General features: G+C 71.5%; 20 protein-coding genes. 10 read left to right on the top strand and 10 right to left on the bottom strand.

Going from position 1 to position 17,875, the window contains the following annotated elements; all coding sequences use genetic code 11:
- Positions 1-4: 4 nt before the first annotated feature.
- Together NR112_RS01900 and NR112_RS01895 are read right to left on the bottom strand one after the other, a co-directional pair.
- Positions 5-823, bottom strand: coding sequence for a maleylpyruvate isomerase family mycothiol-dependent enzyme (locus NR112_RS01900; protein WP_256792286.1), 819 nt, complete (start codon positions 821-823; stop codon positions 5-7).
- Positions 824-837: 14 nt separating this feature from the next.
- Positions 838-1,488 (bottom strand): alpha-ketoglutarate-dependent dioxygenase AlkB, encoded by a 651-nt coding sequence (locus NR112_RS01895; RefSeq protein ID WP_256792285.1) that lies wholly within the window; start codon positions 1,486-1,488, stop codon positions 838-840.
- A 119-nt stretch (positions 1,489-1,607) separates the two neighbouring features.
- Between NR112_RS01895 and recO the strand changes: the two genes are divergently transcribed.
- Both recO and NR112_RS01885 read left to right on the top strand, forming a co-directional pair.
- On the top strand, positions 1,608-2,336 hold the full coding sequence (gene recO / locus NR112_RS01890; protein WP_256792284.1) for a DNA repair protein RecO: 729 nt from the start codon (positions 1,608-1,610) through the stop codon (positions 2,334-2,336).
- A gap of 57 nt (positions 2,337-2,393) precedes the next feature.
- Entirely contained in the window at positions 2,394-3,173 is a 780-nt protein-coding gene (locus tag NR112_RS01885) for an isoprenyl transferase (RefSeq protein WP_256792283.1), read from the top strand.
- 183 nt (positions 3,174-3,356) lie between these two features.
- Here NR112_RS01885 and NR112_RS01880 read toward each other — a convergent pair whose 3' ends face one another.
- The 5 genes from NR112_RS01880 to NR112_RS01860 form a co-directional block, all read right to left on the bottom strand.
- Positions 3,357-3,785: a Fur family transcriptional regulator gene (locus tag NR112_RS01880; RefSeq protein ID WP_256792282.1), complete on the bottom strand. Its 429-nt coding sequence runs from the start codon at positions 3,783-3,785 to the stop codon at positions 3,357-3,359.
- The gene (locus tag NR112_RS01875; RefSeq protein ID WP_256792281.1) at positions 3,782-4,837 is read right to left on the bottom strand and encodes a metal ABC transporter permease; all 1,056 of its coding nucleotides are present in this window, start codon (positions 4,835-4,837) and stop codon (positions 3,782-3,784) included. The genes NR112_RS01880 and NR112_RS01875 overlap by 4 nt, the downstream gene beginning before the upstream one ends.
- On the bottom strand, positions 4,834-5,679 hold the full coding sequence (locus NR112_RS01870; RefSeq protein WP_256792280.1) for a metal ABC transporter ATP-binding protein: 846 nt from the start codon (positions 5,677-5,679) through the stop codon (positions 4,834-4,836). The genes NR112_RS01875 and NR112_RS01870 overlap by 4 nt, the downstream gene beginning before the upstream one ends.
- Complete coding sequence (locus tag NR112_RS01865; protein ID WP_256792279.1) at positions 5,676-6,677, bottom strand: metal ABC transporter substrate-binding protein; 1,002 nt, start codon at positions 6,675-6,677, stop codon at positions 5,676-5,678. The genes NR112_RS01870 and NR112_RS01865 overlap by 4 nt, the downstream gene beginning before the upstream one ends.
- Before the next feature lie 63 nt (positions 6,678-6,740).
- Complete coding sequence (locus NR112_RS01860) at positions 6,741-7,031, bottom strand: DUF6703 family protein (protein WP_256792278.1); 291 nt, start codon at positions 7,029-7,031, stop codon at positions 6,741-6,743.
- Positions 7,032-7,109: 78 nt separating this feature from the next.
- Here NR112_RS01860 and NR112_RS01855 point away from each other — a divergent pair, with 78 nt between their 5' ends.
- Positions 7,110-8,504, top strand: a complete 1,395-nt coding sequence (locus NR112_RS01855; RefSeq protein WP_256792277.1) for a glycine--tRNA ligase — start codon at positions 7,110-7,112, stop codon at positions 8,502-8,504.
- Between the two features lie 189 nt (positions 8,505-8,693).
- Positions 8,694-9,257 carry a HEAT repeat domain-containing protein gene (locus NR112_RS01850; RefSeq protein ID WP_256792276.1) on the top strand — a complete coding sequence of 188 codons (564 nt, stop codon included), beginning with the start codon at positions 8,694-8,696 and terminating at the stop codon, positions 9,255-9,257.
- Between the two features lie 273 nt (positions 9,258-9,530).
- Here the strand turns inward: NR112_RS01850 and NR112_RS22825 are convergent, their stop codons facing one another.
- Positions 9,531-10,370: a sulfurtransferase gene (locus NR112_RS22825; RefSeq protein WP_256792275.1), complete on the bottom strand. Its 840-nt coding sequence runs from the start codon at positions 10,368-10,370 to the stop codon at positions 9,531-9,533.
- A 25-nt stretch (positions 10,371-10,395) separates the two neighbouring features.
- Here NR112_RS22825 and NR112_RS01840 point away from each other — a divergent pair, with 25 nt between their 5' ends.
- Positions 10,396-11,124 (top strand): alpha/beta fold hydrolase, encoded by a 729-nt coding sequence (locus tag NR112_RS01840; protein ID WP_256792274.1) that lies wholly within the window; start codon positions 10,396-10,398, stop codon positions 11,122-11,124.
- A gap of 30 nt (positions 11,125-11,154) precedes the next feature.
- A complete protein-coding gene (gene dusB, locus NR112_RS01835; protein ID WP_256792839.1) occupies positions 11,155-12,387 on the top strand; it encodes a tRNA dihydrouridine synthase DusB in 1,233 nt (410 codons plus the stop codon).
- Between the two features lie 3 nt (positions 12,388-12,390).
- On the opposite strand, the gene NR112_RS01830 is transcribed toward dusB, so the two are convergent.
- Positions 12,391-13,095: a hypothetical protein gene (locus NR112_RS01830; protein WP_256792273.1), complete on the bottom strand. Its 705-nt coding sequence runs from the start codon at positions 13,093-13,095 to the stop codon at positions 12,391-12,393.
- Between the two features lie 45 nt (positions 13,096-13,140).
- Between NR112_RS01830 and NR112_RS01825 the strand changes: the two genes are divergently transcribed.
- Positions 13,141-13,779 carry a YdeI family protein gene (locus NR112_RS01825; RefSeq protein WP_256792272.1) on the top strand — a complete coding sequence of 213 codons (639 nt, stop codon included), beginning with the start codon at positions 13,141-13,143 and terminating at the stop codon, positions 13,777-13,779.
- A 44-nt stretch (positions 13,780-13,823) separates the two neighbouring features.
- Here NR112_RS01825 and NR112_RS01820 read toward each other — a convergent pair whose 3' ends face one another.
- On the bottom strand, positions 13,824-13,955 hold the full coding sequence (locus NR112_RS01820; RefSeq protein WP_020142547.1) for a hypothetical protein: 132 nt from the start codon (positions 13,953-13,955) through the stop codon (positions 13,824-13,826).
- A 101-nt stretch (positions 13,956-14,056) separates the two neighbouring features.
- Here NR112_RS01820 and NR112_RS01815 point away from each other — a divergent pair, with 101 nt between their 5' ends.
- The 3 genes from NR112_RS01815 to NR112_RS01805 are packed head-to-tail and all read left to right on the top strand — an operon-like array spanning position 14,057 to position 17,790.
- A complete protein-coding gene (locus NR112_RS01815) occupies positions 14,057-15,286 on the top strand; it encodes a deoxyguanosinetriphosphate triphosphohydrolase (RefSeq protein WP_256792271.1) in 1,230 nt (409 codons plus the stop codon).
- A gap of 51 nt (positions 15,287-15,337) precedes the next feature.
- Positions 15,338-17,272: a DNA primase gene (dnaG, locus tag NR112_RS01810; RefSeq protein WP_256792270.1), complete on the top strand. Its 1,935-nt coding sequence runs from the start codon at positions 15,338-15,340 to the stop codon at positions 17,270-17,272.
- A complete protein-coding gene (locus NR112_RS01805) occupies positions 17,272-17,790 on the top strand; it encodes a hypothetical protein (RefSeq protein ID WP_256792269.1) in 519 nt (172 codons plus the stop codon). Before dnaG ends, NR112_RS01805 begins: the two co-directional genes overlap by 1 nt.
- Positions 17,791-17,875: the final 85 nt, after the last annotated feature.

Here is a 17,875-nt window from a genome sequence, read left to right as displayed (position 1 = left end):
TCGGTCAGTCGATCGAGTCGGCGAGGACGGCGTCGACGGCGGCCAGCGCCGCCGCGTCGCCGTCGCGCGTGATCTCGCTCTCGACCGGACGGTTCCAGAGCCAGCAGTCGATGTCGGCCGCGGACCCGCTGATCTCGGCTGCTGCGGCATCGTCCGGTCCGTCGCTGACGAGGAAGCGCTGCACGTCGATCTCGTCGCCGTGCCACGTGCCGGTGATGCGCACGGGGGTGACCGTCCAGGCGTGCATGGCATCGACCGTCGCGATCGTCACCGGCGCCGAGACCGGCACGTGCGTCAGGTCGGGCTCGGGCTCGTGGCCGCGCATGATCCGCAGGGCCTCGTCGATGCCGTCGGCGGCGAGCCGGCAGTCGAGCGGTGTCCGTTCACCGACCGTGAGCTCGGCGTCGACGCGATGCACCATCGCCTCGTGGGCCTGACGTCGGCGGATGTAGCCGGCGGTCCTGTCGTCGTCGTACCACATCCAGAGCGGGGTCTCGGGCGCGAGCTCGCCGAGCACCCGGTGCAGCCGCTCGCTCGAGCGGTCGAAGAAGGCGAGCAGCCCGGCGCGGTCGCCCGGACGCTCCTCACGGGTCGCGTTCATCCCGTCGAGCTCGGCTGGGTCGGTGAGCCCGCGCTCGGCGATCTCGCCCCAGAACCACTGCACCTCACCGAGGTGCCACAGCAGGTCGTCGGCGTCCCAGTCGGGACACGTCGGCACCCGGGCCTCGGCTGGTGCCGACGCGAGCACCGTCCGGAAGCGGGCCGAGTCGGCCGCGAGGTGGTCGAGGAACGGCAGGGGGCCACCTGAACGGCTGGACGGCATACGTGGGTCTCCTGTCAGCGAACGCCGGCTACGCGGAACTGCACCGAGATGCGCGGCCCCATCGGTTCGGACGTCTTCGGGACCGCGTGGTCCCACGTCCGCTGGCACGTGCCGCCCATCACGACGAGGTCACCATGTCCCAGGGGATAGCGCAAGCTCTTTGTCGTCGAGCCGGGGATCGGCCCGCCGTCACGGGGACGCAGGGCGAGGGTGCGAGCGGAACCGAGCGAGAGGATCGCGATCATCGTGTCGCTGTCGCGCGAGCGCCCGACGCGGTCGCCGTGCCAGGCGACGCTGTCGCGACCGTCGCGGTAGAGGCACAAACCGGCCGTGACGAACGGCTCGCCGAGCTCGGGCGCGTAGTGCCGGCTCAGGGCGTCGCGGGCCTCGACGAGCATCGGGTGGGGCAGCCTCTCGTCGCCGCCGTAGAACTTCGTCAGCCGGGGTACGTCGACGACGGAGTCGTACATCTGCCGGCGCTCGGCGTGCCAGGGCACGTCTCGCAGCAGGGCCGTGAGGAGCTCGTCGCCGGCCGCGAGCCAGCCGGGTCGGACATCGACCCACGCGCCGTGGGCCAGGTGGTGGCGGGTCTTCCCCGTGCCCACGTCGCGCAGCGTCATCGCGTCGGTGAGGTCGAGGAGCGAACCCTGGAGAGAGAGGTCCATGGCCCCACGATAGCCCAACCGTCGAACGGGTGTTCGAATGGTGGAGGTGTTTCGTGTCGACCCCGTGGACACCGGCGCGTGCGGTGCCGCCGAGGCCCGGCGGGGGAGAGAATGGGCGCATGCCCCTCTACCGTGACGAGGCGATCGTCCTGCGCACCCACAAGCTGGGCGAGGCCGACCGCATCATCACGATGCTGACCCGCACGCGCGGTCGGGTCCGCGCCGTCGCCAAGGGGGTGCGACGTACGAAGTCGCGCTTCGGGTCGCGCCTCGAGCCCGGCATGGTCATCGACGTGCAGTGCTACGAGGGTCGCAACCTCGACACCGTCACGCAGGTCGAGACCCTGGCGCCCTACGGCGACGCCATCGCCCGCGACTACATCGCCTACACGTGCGCCACCTCGATGCTCGAGACGGCGCTGCAGCTCACCGAGGAGCACGAGCCCCAGACGCAGCAGTACCTCCTGCTCGCCGGCGCGCTGCGCTCGCTCGCCGAGCGCACCCACGACGCCGGGCTCGTCCTCGACGCCTACCTGCTGCGCTCCCTTGCCGTCGCCGGCTGGGCGCCGAGCTTCGTCGACTGCGCGAAGTGCGGAGCCCCGGGCCCCCACCGGGCCTTCAACGTCCAGGCCGGCGGCGCCGTGTGCTCCGTATGCCGTCCGCCCGGCTCGAGCGCTCCTGCCCCCGAGACCTTCGAGCTGCTCGCGTCACTGCTGACCGGCGACTGGGACGTCGCGGACGCCAGCGACGAGCGCTGCCGTCGACAGGGCAACGGTCTCGTCTCCGCCTTCCTCCAGTGGCACATCGAGCGAGGGCTGCGGTCGCTGCGCCTCGTAGAGCGTGCCTGACCCAGTCCGAACGCGCCCGAGCCAGCAGCGAACCCGATCCCGACCGACCGGAGACCCATGTACGCCAAGCCCTTCCCGCACCCGTCCGGCGCCACCCCGCCCGCCATCGCGGCCGGCCTGCTGCCCAAGCACGTCGCGATCGTGATGGACGGCAACGGCCGCTGGGCCAACGCGCGAGGACTCCCGCGGACCAAGGGCCACGAGGCGGGGGAGGCGTCGCTGCTCGACGTCGTCGCCGGAGCCATCGACATCGGCGTGACCCACCTGTCGGCCTACGCGTTCTCGACGGAGAATTGGCGGCGTTCTCCTGACGAGGTGCGCTTCCTCATGGGCTTCAACCGCGACGTCATCCGCCGCCGACGCGACCAGCTCCACGAGTGGGGCGTGCGGATGCGTTGGGTCGGACGCGCGCCGCGCCTGTGGCGCTCGGTGATCAAGGAGCTGGAGATCGCCCAGGAGCTGACGCAGCACAACACCGGGCTCACCCTCTACTTCTGCGTCAACTACGGCGGTCGTGCCGAGATCGCCGACGCCGTGCAGCGGATCGCCCACGACGTCAAGGACGGTCGCCTCCGACCGGGCTCGGTCGACGAGAAGACGATCAAGCGCTACCTCGACGAACCGACGATGCCCGACGTCGACCTCTTCGTGCGCAGCTCCGGCGAGCAGCGCACGAGCAACTTCCTGCTGTGGCAGTCGGCCTACGCCGAGATGGTCTTCCAGAACCGGCTGTGGCCCGACTACGACCGTCGCGACCTCTGGGCCGCCATCGAGGAGTACGTCGACCGCGACCGCCGCTACGGCGGAGCCGTCGACATCCCGACGACCGCCCCCTGATCCACGACGGCAGGAGCCACCCTGTCGGGTCGACGCCATCCTGGTGCCCTCGACGCGGGCCGCAGACGCGTGGGGGGTGTGTACGGCTCCGCACCGTCGGGCTGGGCCGCCCTCGTGGCACGGAGCCATCCGCCTGCCGGTGGCTCGCCACCGCCAAGGTGGCGTCGGGCGTCGAGGATGGCGTCAGCTGCCGGCGGCCGTGCAGTCGGCGCAGGTGCCGAAGATCTCGAGGGTGTGCGTCACGCCGCTGAAGCCGTGGTCGCTCGCGACCTTGTCGGCCCATCTCTCGACGGCGGGACCCTCCACCTCGACGGTGCGACCGCAGGCGCGGCACACGAGATGATGGTGGTGGTGGGTCGAACAGGCCCGGTAGACAGCCTCGCCGTCGTCGGTGCGCAGCACGTCGACGGTGCCCGCCTCGACCATCGACTGGAGCGTCCGGTAGACCGTCGCCAGCCCGACGCCGGCCCCCGCGTCGCGGAGCCGGGCGTGCACCGTCTGGGCGGAGGTGAAGTCGTCGGAGCGCTCGAGCAGCTCGGCAACGGCCACCTGCTGCCGGGTCGGCTTGCGTGAGGTCGCCGCGGAGCTCGAGGTGTTGGTGCCGCTGATCATGTTCTCGATCCTGTCGTCGGGCCGGAGGTCGTGCCGGCCGGGCCCGTGCTCGCCGTCTCCGGGCCTCGCGGTGCGGGGTGGTCCTGGTGGACGCCGTGCTCGTCGTAGTGGCCCTCGTGGGCGGCGTGCAGGTGCCCGTCGTGGACGTAGTCGACGTGGTCGCCGTGGGTCACCGCGGGATGCCCGCACTCGGCGCCGTGCTCGTGCTCGTGGGTCTCGGCGACGTCGTGCTTCCTCCCGCCGACTCTGGCCATCACGCTGGTGACGACGGCGGTGACGACGAAGAGCGCCACGGCGAGCAGGACGATGGTGCCACCGGACGGCGTGTCGAGCGGGTAGGAGAGCGCGACGCCGCCGACCGAGGAGACGAGACCGAAGGCGATGGCCCACCGGACGCCACCGCTGAACGACCGTGCGACGAGCTGGCTCGCCGCGTTGGGCACGATCATGAGCGCACTGATGAGCAGCAGCCCGACGACGCGCATGGCGACGACCACCGTGGTCGCGGTGAGCACGGCCAGCACGATGTTGAGCGTGAGCACGGGCAGGCCCACGGCGCGGGCGTACTCCTCGTCGTTGGCCACCGCGAAGAGGCGCGGGCGAAGTGCCCACGTGGTGACGGAGATGAGCAGGGCCAGTCCGGCGAAGACGTAGAGGTCGGTGCGTTGGGTCGTCAGGATCGACCCGAAGAGGTACTTCATGAGGTTCGCGGGAGTGCCGCTCGGGGACTTGCTGATGATGACGACGCCGCCGGCGATGCCGCCGTAGAAGATGACCGCGAGCGCCACGTCACCGTTGGTGCGGCCGCGGGCCCGGAGCAGCTCGATGACGACGGCGGCGACCACGGCGGCCAGGAGCGCCGTCAGCACGGGCGCGGTCCCGGAGACCAGGCCGATCGCGACGCCGGCGAGGGCGACGTGCCCCATGCCGTCACCGATGAGCGAGAGCCGGCGCTGGACGAGGAAGATCCCGACCATGGGGGCGACGGTGCCCACGAGGAGCGCGGCGATGAGCGCCCGCTGCATGAAGTCGACGGAGAGCAGGTCGATCACGGACGGCTCCTGTCGGTGTGGTCGACGTCGAGCGGGCCGTGGCCCAGCGACGGGTGGTGCCCGTCGAGCTCGAGGTCGTGGTGGTGGCTGTCGTGGTCGTGGTGCACGGTGTCGCGCGCTGCGGAGTACGCCTTCGGTGTCCCGTCGAAGCGGATGCGTCCGCCGTCGATGACGACGATGCGGGTCAGCAGTCGCTCGAGGGCCCCGAGCTCGTGCGTGACGATGACCATGGTGACGTCTCGCTCGACGAGGCGGTCGAGGACGTCGGCGAGCACGTGCTGGTTCGCCGCATCGACCCCGGCGGTGGGCTCGTCCATGATGAGGACCTCGGGCTGCCCGGCGAGGGCGCGTGCGATGAGGACCCGGCGCTGCTGGCCGCCCGACAGCGTGCTCACCTCGGTCGCGGCGCGGTCGGCGAGGCCGACGACGTCGAGCGAGCGGGCCACGATCTGCCGATCGGTGGCGCGGAGCCGGCCGAGCCAGCCGATGCGGGGGAGTCGTCCCGTCGCGACGATCTCCTCGGCGGTCGCCCGGACCGACGCCGAGAGGGTGTGCCGTTGCGGCACGTAGCCGAGCCGGGCCCGGTCGTGGAACTCGGCACTGTCGGTCCCGAAGAGCGTCACGGTGCCGCCCACCCGCTCGTTGAGGCCGAGCACGCCCTTCATGAGCGTCGACTTGCCCGACCCGTTCGGTCCGACGATCGCCACGATCTCACCCTTGCGGATGGACAGGTCGACGTCGCTGAGCACGGCGCCGTCTCCGTAGCCGAAGCTGGCGCCCCGCAGGGTGAGCACCGCGTCCGACGGTGCGACATCCCGGGACACGAGCGGTGCGGACCTCATGAGCACTCCTGACCGTCACGCAGGGCCACGAGGTTGCTCCGCATGACCTCGAAGTAGTCGGTGCCGACCGACGCGCTCGTGATCCCCTCGATGGGGTCGAGCGTCGCGACCTTCGCTCCGGTCGACTCCGCGACCGTCTGCGCGAAGTGCGGCTCGACGAGCGTCTCCTGGTAGATGGTCGTCACGCCGGCAGACCTCACGAGGTCACCGACGGCCTTGAGGGCTGCCGCGCTCGGCTCGGCCTCGGGCGAGACGCCGGTGATGCCGCGCTGGTGGAAGCCGTAGCGCGCCGCGAGGTAGCCGAAGGCGGCGTGGCTCGTGACGAGCTCCTTGACCGTGCACTGGCGCAGGCCCGTCCGCATCTCGTCGTCCAGCTCGGAGAGCTTCTCGACGAAGACCGCGGTGTTCTTCGCGTAGGTCGCGGCGTTCTCCGGGTCGTCCGCGGACAGGCGCGCGCTGATGGCCTGCGCCACGGCCGCGTAGCGCGACGGGTCCAGCCAGAAGTGGGGGTCGTCCGCCCCGTGGTCGTGCCCGTCGTGCCCGTCGCCGGCCTCGCTGGGGCCGTTGGGGTCGGTCTCGGTGCCCGACTCGTCGGCGTGGTCGCTGTCGTCCGTCGACGCGGGCATGAGCCTCGCGACGTCGGCGACGTCGAGCACCTTGGCGGCGTCGACGAGCCCGACGGCCTCGTCGACCGCCGGCTGGAAACCGTCGGCGTAGACGACGAGGCGCGCCTTCGTCATGCCGCCGATGTCCTGGGGCGCGAGCTCGAGGTCGTGCGGTTCGGCGCCGGGCTTCGTCAGGACGGTCACGGGGAGCCTGCCGCTGGTGATCTGCTGCGTCGCGAACTGGATGGGGTAGAAGGACGTGACGATCGAGCCGTCCGCGGAGCCGGCGCCGGAACCGGTGTCCGAACCGCTCTGGCAGGCGGCCGTCGTGAGCGCCAGTGCCGTCGCGGTGAGGATCGCGGACACGGCTCGGCGTGGGGGAGCGGAGGGCATGGCACCCATCATTCTCAAAGTGAGAATGATTGTCAAAACCGTTCTCGTGAAGGGGCTGACCGGTCAGCCGGCCGGGACGATCCTCACCACCGCGACAGCCACGGCCAGCACGAGCACCGCCATCCGCATCAGTCGCTCTGGCAGGGTCAGTCGCTGCCACGTGAGGAAGAGCAGCCAGCCGACGAAGGCTGCGACGACGAGGAAGGCGATGCCACCCCACGGGCGGGGAGCGAGGATACCGAGCGCCAGCAGGACGACGAGGGCGCCGAACGCGACCGGACGCGGGACGGCGTTGAGCCGCTCCACCCACGGGTAGGAGGCGTGCTCGAGACGGGAACGGAAGCTCAGGGCCACGCGACGAGCCTAGGGGACGCGACGGCATACCCCGGCCGCGTGGCAAAGCAGTGGCGCCGGCCCGATAACCTGTCCCGCATGGCCAAGCAGACATCCATCGTGGACACCGTCGTCAGCCTCTGCAAGCGCAGGGGCTTCGTCTTCCCGAGCGGCGACATCTACGGAGGCACGCGGTCTGCCTGGGACTACGGCCCGCTCGGCGTCGAGCTCAAGGAGAACATCCGCCGGCAGTGGTGGAAGTCGATGGTGACGAGCCGCGACGACGTCGTCGGCCTCGACTCCTCGATCATCCTCCCGCGCGAGACGTGGGTCGCCTCGGGCCACGTCGGCACCTTCACCGACCCGCTCGTCGAGTGCCTCAGCTGCCACAAGCGCCGCCGCCAGGACCACCTCCAGGAGGCGCTCGCCGAGAAGAAGGGCATCGAGGATCCCGACTCGATCCCGATGTCCGACATCGTGTGCCCCGACTGCGGCACCAAGGGCCAGTGGACCGCGCCGCGCGAGTTCAACATGATGCTCAAGACCTACCTCGGCGTCATCGAGGACGAGTCGGGCCTGCACTACCTGCGCCCCGAGACCGCCCAGGGGATCTTCGTCAACTTCAACAACGTCATGCAGGCCTCGCGCAAGAAGCCGCCGTTCGGCATCGCCCAGACCGGCAAGAGCTTCCGCAACGAGATCACGCCGGGCAACTTCATCTTCCGGACCCGCGAGTTCGAGCAGATGGAGATGGAGTTCTTCGTCAAGCCGGGCGAGGACGACGAGTGGCTCCAGTACTGGCTCGAGGAGCGCACCCGCTGGTACGTCGACCTCGGCATCAACCCCGACAACCTGCGTCACTTCGAGCACCCCGCCGACAAGCTCTCGCACTACTCGAAGCGCACCGTCGACATCGAGTACCGCTTCAACTTCGTCGGCTCGGAGTGGGGCGAGCTCGAGGGCATCGCCAACCGCACCGACTTCGACCTGTCGACGCACAGTCAGCACTCGGGCACCGACCTCGTCTACTTCGACCAGCAGACGGGCGAGAAGTACACCCCGTACGTCATCGAGCCGGCGGCCGGTCTGTCGCGCTCGCTGATGACGTTCCTCGTCGACGCGTACCACGAGGACGAGGCGCCCAACACCAAGGGCGGCGTCGACAAGCGCGTCGTGCTGCGCCTCGACCCGCGCCTCGCGCCGGTCAAGGCCGCGGTGCTGCCCCTCTCGCGGAACGCCGACCTCTCGCCCAAGGCCCGCGACCTCGCGGCCACGCTGCGCAAGCACTGGAACATCGACTTCGACGACGCCGGGGCCATCGGCAAGCGCTACCGCCGCCACGACGAGATCGGCACGCCGTTCTGCATCACCGTCGACTTCGACACGCTCGAGGACCACGCCGTGACGATCCGCGAGCGCGACTCGATGGCCCAGGAGCGCGTCGCCCTGGACCAGGTCGAGGGCTACCTCGCGCAGCGCCTCATCGGCTGCTGACGCCGCCCCACGGCACCGCCGACGTATGCCGTCCGCCCACCCGGGCGGGCGGCACACGTCCGTCCCGGGGCGACGTGACCGCCGCTCGACCTGACGTCGAGCGGGACCGGCCCCGGCGCCGTCGACCTCCATGCCTCACCGGGTCCGACCCGGGCGCCCCCCGTCCGGGATCGGCGGCATACTGCTGGCATGGTCGAGCCCGAGGTGCTGCGCGCGACGCCCGGTGACCGGGCGCGGGCGGCGGCTGACGCGCTCGGCGACGAAGTGCTGACGTCATGGTGCGCCGACCTGCTCGCCGGACGTGCGGCCTGGGGCGACCCCGATCTGCCCGACATCGGCTGGGTCGGCGGCCGTATCGCGTTCGGCTGGGGGTCGCCCGACCACCTCGACGACGCCACCCGCTACTGGTCCCGGGTGTGGGCGGCACGCACCTTGCTCTACGTCTGGTCGGACCGATGCACCCCGGATGTCGTTGCAGGACTGGATGATCCGGCATGGCGGGTCCGTGAGATGTGCGCCAAGGTGGCCGCCCGCTGGGAGGTCGGCCCCGCAGCCGAGACCTGCGCGGACCTCGTCACGACCGATGACGTGCCAAGGGTTCGAGCCGCGGCCGCGCGGGTGCTCGGCGCCGTGGGGGAGGCCGAGGACGCCGAGGCGCTGCACGAGGCCGTGGACGACCAGGACGAGTCCGTGCGCGTGGCGGCCGCCCGAGCACTCACCACCCTCGAACGCCGCCTCGATCGCCATCTGTGAACCACGGGGGCGGACGGCAAGCCTGTCATCTCGTCGGATCCTGCTCCCGAAAACGGAGCAGGATCCGATAGGGAGGCTCCGGGACCTATCCGGCGGGGACTCGGATCCTGCTCCCGAAAACGGAGCAGGTTCCGATAGGCGAGCTCCCGGACCATCCGGCGGGGACTCGGATCCTGCTCCCGAAAACGGAGCAGGATCCGATAGGCGAGCTCCCGGACTCATCCGGCGGGGACTCGGATCCTGCTCCCGAAAACGGAGCAGGTCGCGAGCTGGTCAGCCGGGGGAGTGGCCGGTGGCGACCGGGCGTGCAGGGTCGCGGATCCACTCGCTCCAGGAGCCGGGGTAGAGCACCGTGTCGACGCCGAGCTCGGCGAGCGCGAGCATCTCGTGGGCCGCGGTCACTCCCGAGCCGCAGTAGACACCGACGAGACCGTCGCCCCCGTCGTGACCCGCACGCACCCGGCCCCAGTGCTCGGCCAGGTCGCGCCGGAACGTGCCGTCGGCCGTGACCCAGGCGGTCGTGGGGCTGTTGACCGCTCCCGGCACGTGCCCGGCGACGGGGTCGATCGGCTCGGTGTCGCCGGCATAGCGTTCCGGGGCGCGCGCGTCGAGGAGCAGCCCGTCGCGGGCCACGGCGGCCGCACCGGTGGCGTCGAGCGTCGGCAGGTGCCCCGGCCGCACCACGACGTCGCCGTGCCGGTCGGCGGGTTCCTGGGTCGAGACGGGAAGTCCGGCCGCCAGCCACGCGGCGTACCCCCCGTCGAGCACGCGGACGTCGGGGATGCCCACCCAGCGAAGCACCCACCAGGCGCGCGCGGAGGCATACGACTCCTTGCCGTCGTAGGTGACGACGCGGGTGTGCGCCGTGATGCCGGCGCGGCGGAGCAGCGCCTCGACGACACCGGGGTCCGGGAGCGGGTGGCGCCCGCCGTCCCCGGGGGGAGCGGCGAGCTCGGTGTCGAGGTCGACGAAGTAGGCGCCGGGCACGTGGCCGGTGTCGTAGTCCGCCCGGCCCGCGGGCGTGTTCGCCGTCGTCAGGGCCCAGCGCACGTCGAGCACGACGACGTCCTCGATCTCGTGGGCGAGCTCGGTGGCGGTGATGAGGTGGGTCACCGGGCCATCGTGGCATCCTCACCGTGTGCGTGCTCACCTGGTCCTCGTGCACGGGTCGCGCCTGTCGAGCACCCAGTGGGCGCCCCAGGTGCCGCTCCTGCGCGACCACGTCGACCTGAGCCTCGTCGACCTGCCCGGGCACGGCGCCCGCGCGGACGAGGACTTCACGCTCGCGCGGTGCGTGGACGTCATCGGCGAGGCGGTGGGAGCCGTCCCCGCCGGGAGCCCGGTCGTGCTCGTCGGCCACTCGCTCGGCGGCTACGCCGCGATGGCGTATGCCGCCGCCCGGCCCGACACGCTCGGCGGCCTCGTCCTCGCCGGGTCCAGCGCGGTCCCGACCGGTCCCGGAGCCGCCGTCTACCGCGGGGTGGCGGCGCTGACGGACCGACTCGGCCCCGAGCGGATGACGCGCGTCAACGACCGCGTCCTGCATCGCCTCTACCCACCCGATCGCATCGACCCGGTCATCGCCGGTGGCTACTTCTTCGCCCCGACGGCAGCGGCGTGGCGCGAGGTCATGGCGCTGTGCCGGCCCTCGATGCTCGAGCACGTGCACTGTCCGGTGCTGCTCCTCAACGGCCAGTTCGACCAGCTGCGGATCGGGGCCCGGGCCTACCTGCGCGCGTGCCCGAGCGCGCGCGAGGAGATCGTCCGCAGGGCCGGGCACCTGTCCGGCCTCGACCAGCCCGTGGCCTTCGCCGACGCCCTGCTCCGCTTCACGCGCAGGGTCACCGATTCGGCCGAGCGCGCCTGATCGGGGACAATCGAGCCCGTGACCGACGTGATGACCCCCGTGACGCAGGCTGGTGAGGCCGCCCGCACCGACACGAACGGCGCCGTGCTGCCCCCGCTGCGCATCGGCCGCCACGTCATCGAGTCACCCGTCGTGCTCGCGCCGATGGCCGGCATCACGAACCGTGCCTTCCGCCGGCTGTGCCGCGAGTACGGCAACGAGGGCCGCGCGATCGGCGGCGCCAGCGGCGCGACGAGCCTCTACGTCAGCGAGATGATCACCTCTCGCGCCCTCGTCGAGCGCACCCCCGAGTCGATGCGCCTCATCGAGCACGACCCCGACGAGAACCCCCGCTCCATCCAGCTCTACAGCGTCGACCCGGCCACCGCGCGCGCCGCCGCCCGGATGCTCGTCAGCGAGGACCGGGCCGACCACATCGACCTCAACTTCGGCTGCCCCGTCCCGAAGGTCACCCGCAAGGGTGGCGGTTCCGCCCTGCCGTGGAAGAAGGACCTCTTCAAGGCCATCGTCGGCGCCGTCGTCGAGGAGGGCGCCAAGCGCGACATCCCGGTCACCGTCAAGATGCGCAAGGGCATCGACGACGTCCACCTCACCTACCTCGACGCGGGCCTGACCGCCGAGGCCGAGGGCGTCGCGGCCGTCGCCCTGCACGGTCGTACCGCCGCACAGGCGTACTCGGGCACGGCCGACTGGAGCGCCATCCGGATGCTCAAGGAGACCGTGACGAGCATCCCCGTCCTCGGCAACGGCGACATCTGGTCGGCCGAGGACGCCGTGCGCATGGTCCGCGAGACCGGCTGCGACGGCGTCGTCGTCGGTCGCGGCTGCCTCGGTCGGCCGTGGCTCTTCACCGACCTCGCGGCGGCGTTTGCCGGCACCTCGGCACGAGTGACGCCCACGCTGGGAGAGGTCTCGGAGACGTTGCGCAAGCACACGGCATACCTCTGCGACTTCTACGGCGAGGAGGATCGGGCCTGCCGCGACATCCGCAAGCACATCGCGTGGTACCTCAAGGGATTCCCGGCCGGCTCGACGATCCGCAACTCGCTCGCGCTCGTCGACTCGATGGCAGCACTCGACCGCTTGCTCGCGACCCTCGACCCCGACCTGCCGTGGCCCGGTGAGGCCGCCGAGGGCCAGCGCGGGCGAGCCGGGTCGTCGCGCACCGTGGCGCTGCCCGACCGCTGGCTCGAGTCGCGCGAGCTGTCCGAGGAGCACCGCCGAACCATCGCCGAGGCCGAGCTGTCCGTCAGCGGCGGTTGAGCCTCACTTCAGCCAGACGCTGAGCGGGCCGATCCGCTCGCAGCCGGCCGCGACCGCCGCAGCGACGCTCGCGCCGGCCTCCCAGCCGACGAGGGGTATGCCGCCCACGACGTCACGTGCAGCGGCAGCGGCCGCGCCCCAGGCCCGCTCCACGTCGCCGTCGAGCGTGAAGACGTTGCCGAGGCCGGCGACGTCACCCGTCACGTTGACGATCGCCCCCGCGGCCACGGGAGACTGCGGGTCGTCGGACGCGCGCTGCGCCAGGAACGTGACACCGGGCACCTCGAGGAGCGAGGGTCGCAGGATCGCCTCGGCGTCGGGGTCGCTCGCCCACGCGCGCACCCATGCCGCCATCGCGTCGGGCGTCGTCACGCGTTGCCACCGGCCGGAAGGAGCGGGCATCGCCGGTCCGGAGGGGTCGAGCCAGACCCACTCGCCCACGACGAGCCGCGCGAAGTCCTCCATCGACAGGTCCAGACGCGACCACGAGTCCTTGACGGAGCAGCCGTCCGAGTCGTCGACGCGCGCGAGGACGTCGTACTCGCCGGTGTCCGGAGACAGCGTCACGGCGTCGGGGTAGTAGGGCGGCGTGCGCGTGGACGCCGTCCACCCCACGTCGTCGAGCGTGCACGCGACACCGTGGGAACGAGCCACGGCGTCGCACCAGAGGGCGTTGTTGCGGGCGGCGAGCAGGATCCGGTCGGTCACGGCAACGATCCTCCCAGCGTCGGTGGCCGGTGGCAGGATCGGGGCATGCGACAGGGCGGATCGGGCGAGCGGCCCGCGATCTTCTTCGACGACGCCGAGGACTTCCGGGCCTGGCTGCAGGTCCACCACGAGAGCGCCAGCGAGCTGTGGATGGGCCTCAACAAGAAGCACGTCGAGCCCCGCGGGCTGCAGTGGGCCGAGGCCGTGCGCGAGGCCCTCTGCTTCGGCTGGATCGACTCGATGGCCCAGCGCATCGACGAGGACACGGTGCGCCAGCGGTGGACGCCGCGCAAGCCGGGCAGCAACTGGAGCGCCATCAACATCAACGCCGTCGCGGAGCTCACGGCCGCCGGGCGCATGCGTCCGGCGGGCCTCGCTGCATTCGCCAAGCGGCGCGAGGACCGCTCCGGCGTCTACGCCTACGAGAACCGCGCGCTCACCTGGTCCGACGACTACGAGGCGATGCTGCGCGCCGACCTCCGCGCCTCGGCCTTCTGGGACGGCGCCACGCCTTCCTACCGCAAGCTCGCGACGAACTGGGTGCTCACGGCCAAGCAGGAGGCGACTCGCGACAAGCGCATGGCCGAGCTCGTCGACGACTGCTCACAGCTGCGCCTCATCAAGACACAGCGCTACGGCACCGAGCCGGCCTGGGTGCGACGCATGCAGGCCGAGCTCGGCTGAACCGCGGCGAGGTGGGATCGGGTCCGTGCCGCGTCAGACCCGGGTCAGCGCTTGGCCTTGGGCGGGATGATCTCGGTGTGGTCCTTGGCGGCGGACTTCGCGTGCTTGTCGGCACGCTTCTCCTTGAGCGATCTGGCCTTCGTGGACATGTGGGACTTCGGTGACTTGTCGCCCATGGCGCGCTCCTGAGTTCGGAAGCCTGAGCGGCTCCATCCCTGAAGTATGCGCCCGGGAGCGGCGCCGTGGTCGGCCGCGCCGCGCCGCATAGAGTTCCGGTGTGGGCTACGAGGGTCGGGACCGGGAGCGCTGGGTCGCGGAGGACCCTGCCCAGAAGCGCGCCGACCGTGACGACTTCGCCCGCGACCGGGCGCGAGTCGTGCACTCGTCGTCGCTGCGGCGGCTCGCCGCCAAGACCCAGGTGCTCGCCCCCGGGCACGACGACTTCGTCCGCAACCGGCTGACCCACTCGCTCGAGGTCGCACAGATCGGCCGCGAGTTCGGGGCCGCCCTCGGCTGCAACGCCGATGTCGTGGACACCGCCTGCCTGGCCCACGACCTCGGCCACCCGCCCTTCGGGCACAACGGAGAGATGGTCCTCGACGAGATCGCTTCGGGGATCGGCGGCTTCGAGGGCAACGCGCAGACACTGCGACTCCTGACGAGACTCGAGGCCAAACGCGCGCACCCCGACGGCACGTCTGCCGGGCTGAACCTGACGCGGGCGAGCCTGGACGCGACGACGAAGTACCCCTGGGCTCGCGGCGAGGGCCCTCACGAGACGCACAAGTTCGGCGTCTACCCGTCCGACCTGCCGGTCTTCGAGTGGATCCGCGACGGCGCGCAGGAGCAGCGGCGGTGCCTCGAGGCCGAGGTCATGGACTGGTCCGACGACGTCGCCTACTCCGTCCACGACGTCGAGGACGCCATCGCCTCGGGCTGGATCGACCCCCGGCTGCTCCACGCCCGCGACATGGCCGACGTCATCGACGTCGCGGGCCGCACCTACGCGCCAGACCTCGGCGCCGACGCGCTCGGGGCCGCGCTGGAACGCATCCTCGCGTCGGGAGCCGTGCCGACGGCATACGACGGCTCGCGGGGCGACCTCGCGCGCCTCAAGGACATGACGAGCAGGCTCATCGGGCACTTCGTGCTCGTCGTCGAGCAGGCCACGCGCGAGCGGCACGGCCCGGGAGAGCTGTGCCGCTTCGAGGCCGACCTCGTCGTGCCCGACGACACTCGCGCCGAGTGCTCCGTGCTCAAGGCGATCGCGAACCACTTCGTCATGACCACCGACGAGCGCCTCGCGATCATGTCGGGGCAGCGCGATGTCGTGCGCGCCGTCGTCGAGGCGTATGCCGCCGCGCCCGAGGAGCGGCTCGACGTGGCCTTCCGGCTCGACCACGAGGCGGCCGCCGACGACGGGGAGCGGCTGCGCGTCGTCATCGACCAGGTGGCCTCGCTGACCGACGTGCGCGCTCTGTCCCTCCACAGCCGGTGGTGCCGGTGACCGGCCGCACCCGGGCGAGCACCTAGAATCACGGATGGCGACAGGAGGCAGATGGCGGGGCTGATCAACAGCGAGGACATCGCGGCGGTCAAGGCGCGGTCGTCCATCGAGGACGTCGTGCGCGAGCACGTGACGCTCCGCTCCGCCGGTCCCGGGTCGCTCAAGGGCCTGTGTCCCTTCCACGACGAGAAGTCGCCGTCCTTCAACATCCGCCCGGCCGTCGAGGCGTGGCACTGCTTCGGCTGCGGCGAGGGCGGCGACGTCATCTCCTTCGTCCAGAAGGTCGACCACCTCAGCTTCTCCGAGGCCGTCGAGCGGCTCGCCCAGAAGCTCGGCATGGAGCTGCGCTACGAGAACGGCGACCGACCGCGCGAGGAGGGGCTCGGCCGGCGCAGCCGGCTCGTCGAGGCCCACCGCGTCGCGGAGGAGTACTACACCGAGCTGCTCCTCGGCAGCCCGGCCGCCCGTCAGGCCCGTGACTTCCTCCGCGCCCGGGACTTCAACAGCGAGCACGTCAAGCAGTTCGGGGTGGGTTTCGCGCCGCGCGGGGGAGAGGACCTCGTGCGCCACCTGCGTGCCAAGGGCTTCACCGACGACGAGCTCGTCACCGGCGGCATCGCCGGGCGCGGTGCGCGCGGGCTCTACGACCGCTTCCGCGGGCGTCTCGTCTGGCCGATCCGCGACATCACGGGCGACACCGTCGGTTTCGGCGCGCGCCGCATCTTCGACGACGACCGCATCGACGCGAAGTACCTCAACACGTCCGAGACGCCGATCTACAAGAAGTCGACCGTGCTCTACGGTCTCGACCTCGCCAAGAAGAAGATCTCGCAGGGCCGTCGGGCCGTTGTCGTCGAGGGCTACACCGACGTCATGGCCTGCCACCTCGCCGGCGTCGAGACGGCCGTCGCCACGTGTGGCACGGCCTTCGGTGCGGACCACATCAAGACCCTGCGTCGCCTCATGCGTGACGAGGCCGGTCTCGCCCCGGCCAGGGTGATCTTCACCTTCGACGGCGACGCCGCCGGCCAGAAGGCGGCCATGCGCGCCTTCGCCGACGACGAGAAGTGGACCTCGCAGTCGTTCGTCGCCGTCGAGAAGTCGGGCAAGGACCCGTGCGAGCTGCGTCAGGCCGGGGGAGACCCGGCCGTCCAGGCACTCATCGAGGACGCCGTGCCGATGTTCGAGTTCGCGGTGCGCACGACGATCAAGCGCTTCGACGTCGGGACGGCCGAGGGGCGCATCCAGGCCGTGCGCGCCGTCGCCCCCATCATCGCCTCGATCCGTGACCAGTCGCTCCGGCCGGAGTACACCCGCGAGGTGTCCGGGATGCTCGGGCTCGACGTCGAGCAGGTGGCGACCGAGGTGTCCCGGGCCGGCAAGATCAAGGTCGACGAGGACGCCCGAACGGAACGGAGCGACCGCGGGGACCGTGGCGACGGCCGGGACGACGCCGAACCGCACGTGGCCGACGGCGGAGGCATGCCGGTGCCCGACCGCCGCGACCCCGTCATCCACGCCGAGCGGCAGCTGCTCCAGGTTCTGCTCCAGTTCCCGGCGGTCTTCAAGCCGGGGGCCATCGACCTGCTGACCCCCGAGGCCTTCTCGGCGCCGGCGCACCGAGCGGTCTTCGACGGCATCCGCATCGCCCACCACAGCGGCGACCAGGGCAACGCCCGCGCCTGGACCTCGGCCGTCACCGAGGCCGCGCCGTCGCCCGTCGCCGGACTCGTCAGCGAGCTCGCCGTCGACACCCTGCCAACCCGGATGGACGCCTCGACCGGCCTGCCCACCTCGCGCTACGTCGACGAGCTCTTCGACCGGGTGCGCACCATCGCCCTGACCCGACAGATCGCCGACTCGATGAGCGAGATGCGCCGGCTCGACCACGCCGAGACACCGTCGCCCGAGCGCACGCGTGAGCTCGGCATCCAGCTGCAGACGCTCCAGCGCGAGCTCGCGGCGATCAAGGCGGGAATGGGCTGATGGCACTCTTCGAACGGCGGCGTCGGCCGGCCCTGCCCGCGGCCGTCCGCGCGGTCGTCGCACTCGACCCGGGCGAGCAGGTGCTCGCCTGGGCGCGCGACGAGACGACCGGCGCGCACGTCGTCGCCACGACCTACCACCTGGCACTCGTCGACGCCGAGGTCCGCCTCGTCTGGCGCCGACCCTGGCACGAGGCGGAGTCCGGCACGTGGCAGGGCGAGTCCTCCCGGCTCACGGTCACGTGGGTCGACCGGAGCGTCCCGGCGCACTGGCACCTGACGGAGCCCTCGCTGATCCAGCAGGCTCTGCGTGAGCGGCTCCAGGCGAGCGTCGTGCTCGCCGACGAGTTCCGCACCGCCGGGCGCCGCACGGTTCGGGTCGTGATCCGTCAGGACCTCGCCAGCGGTGCCCTGCTCGAGCAGACGATCCCGGGCAAGGGTGCCGATCTCGGCGACCCGCACGTGGCCCGCGAGGCCGCTCAACGCATGGCACGGCTGCGTTCCGAAGTGGGTCTCTGAGGGCTCCCGGCGGCGCGGTCTGACACGCTTCGAGAGGCTGGCGTCAACGCGCCGAACCCGATTTCTTGTCCGCCCAGATGCTTTG

This window comes from Terrabacter sp. Ter38 (assembly GCF_024519435.1).
GTDB lineage: Bacteria > Actinomycetota > Actinomycetes > Actinomycetales > Dermatophilaceae > Terrabacter.
Note: the sequence above shows the minus strand (reverse complement) of the source record. Positions and strands in the feature narration are given on the sequence as shown.

Bases quoted from the DNA above. Each gene is read 5' to 3' on its own strand.
- NR112_RS01900 (WP_256792286.1), bottom strand. From the start codon at position 823: ATGCCGTCCAGCCGTTCAGGTGGCCCCCTGCCGTTCCTCGACCACCTC.
- NR112_RS01825 (WP_256792272.1), top strand. From the start codon at position 13,141: ATGCGACAGGGCGGATCGGGCGAGCGGCCCGCGATCTTCTTCGACGAC.
- NR112_RS01850 (WP_256792276.1), top strand. From the start codon at position 8,694: ATGGTCGAGCCCGAGGTGCTGCGCGCGACGCCCGGTGACCGGGCGCGG.
- NR112_RS01855 (WP_256792277.1), top strand. From the start codon at position 7,110: ATGGCCAAGCAGACATCCATCGTGGACACCGTCGTCAGCCTCTGCAAG.
- dnaG (WP_256792270.1), top strand. From the start codon at position 15,338: ATGGCGGGGCTGATCAACAGCGAGGACATCGCGGCGGTCAAGGCGCGG.
- NR112_RS01865 (WP_256792279.1), bottom strand. From the start codon at position 6,677: ATGCCCTCCGCTCCCCCACGCCGAGCCGTGTCCGCGATCCTCACCGCG.
- recO (WP_256792284.1), top strand. From the start codon at position 1,608: ATGCCCCTCTACCGTGACGAGGCGATCGTCCTGCGCACCCACAAGCTG.
- dusB (WP_256792839.1), top strand. From the start codon at position 11,155: ATGACCCCCGTGACGCAGGCTGGTGAGGCCGCCCGCACCGACACGAAC.
- NR112_RS01895 (WP_256792285.1), bottom strand. From the start codon at position 1,488: ATGGACCTCTCTCTCCAGGGTTCGCTCCTCGACCTCACCGACGCGATG.
- NR112_RS01805 (WP_256792269.1), top strand. From the start codon at position 17,272: ATGGCACTCTTCGAACGGCGGCGTCGGCCGGCCCTGCCCGCGGCCGTC.
- NR112_RS01820 (WP_020142547.1), bottom strand. From the start codon at position 13,955: ATGGGCGACAAGTCACCGAAGTCCCACATGTCCACGAAGGCCAGATCG.
- NR112_RS01870 (WP_256792280.1), bottom strand. From the start codon at position 5,679: ATGAGGTCCGCACCGCTCGTGTCCCGGGATGTCGCACCGTCGGACGCG.
- NR112_RS01885 (WP_256792283.1), top strand. From the start codon at position 2,394: ATGTACGCCAAGCCCTTCCCGCACCCGTCCGGCGCCACCCCGCCCGCC.
- NR112_RS01880 (WP_256792282.1), bottom strand. From the start codon at position 3,785: ATGATCAGCGGCACCAACACCTCGAGCTCCGCGGCGACCTCACGCAAG.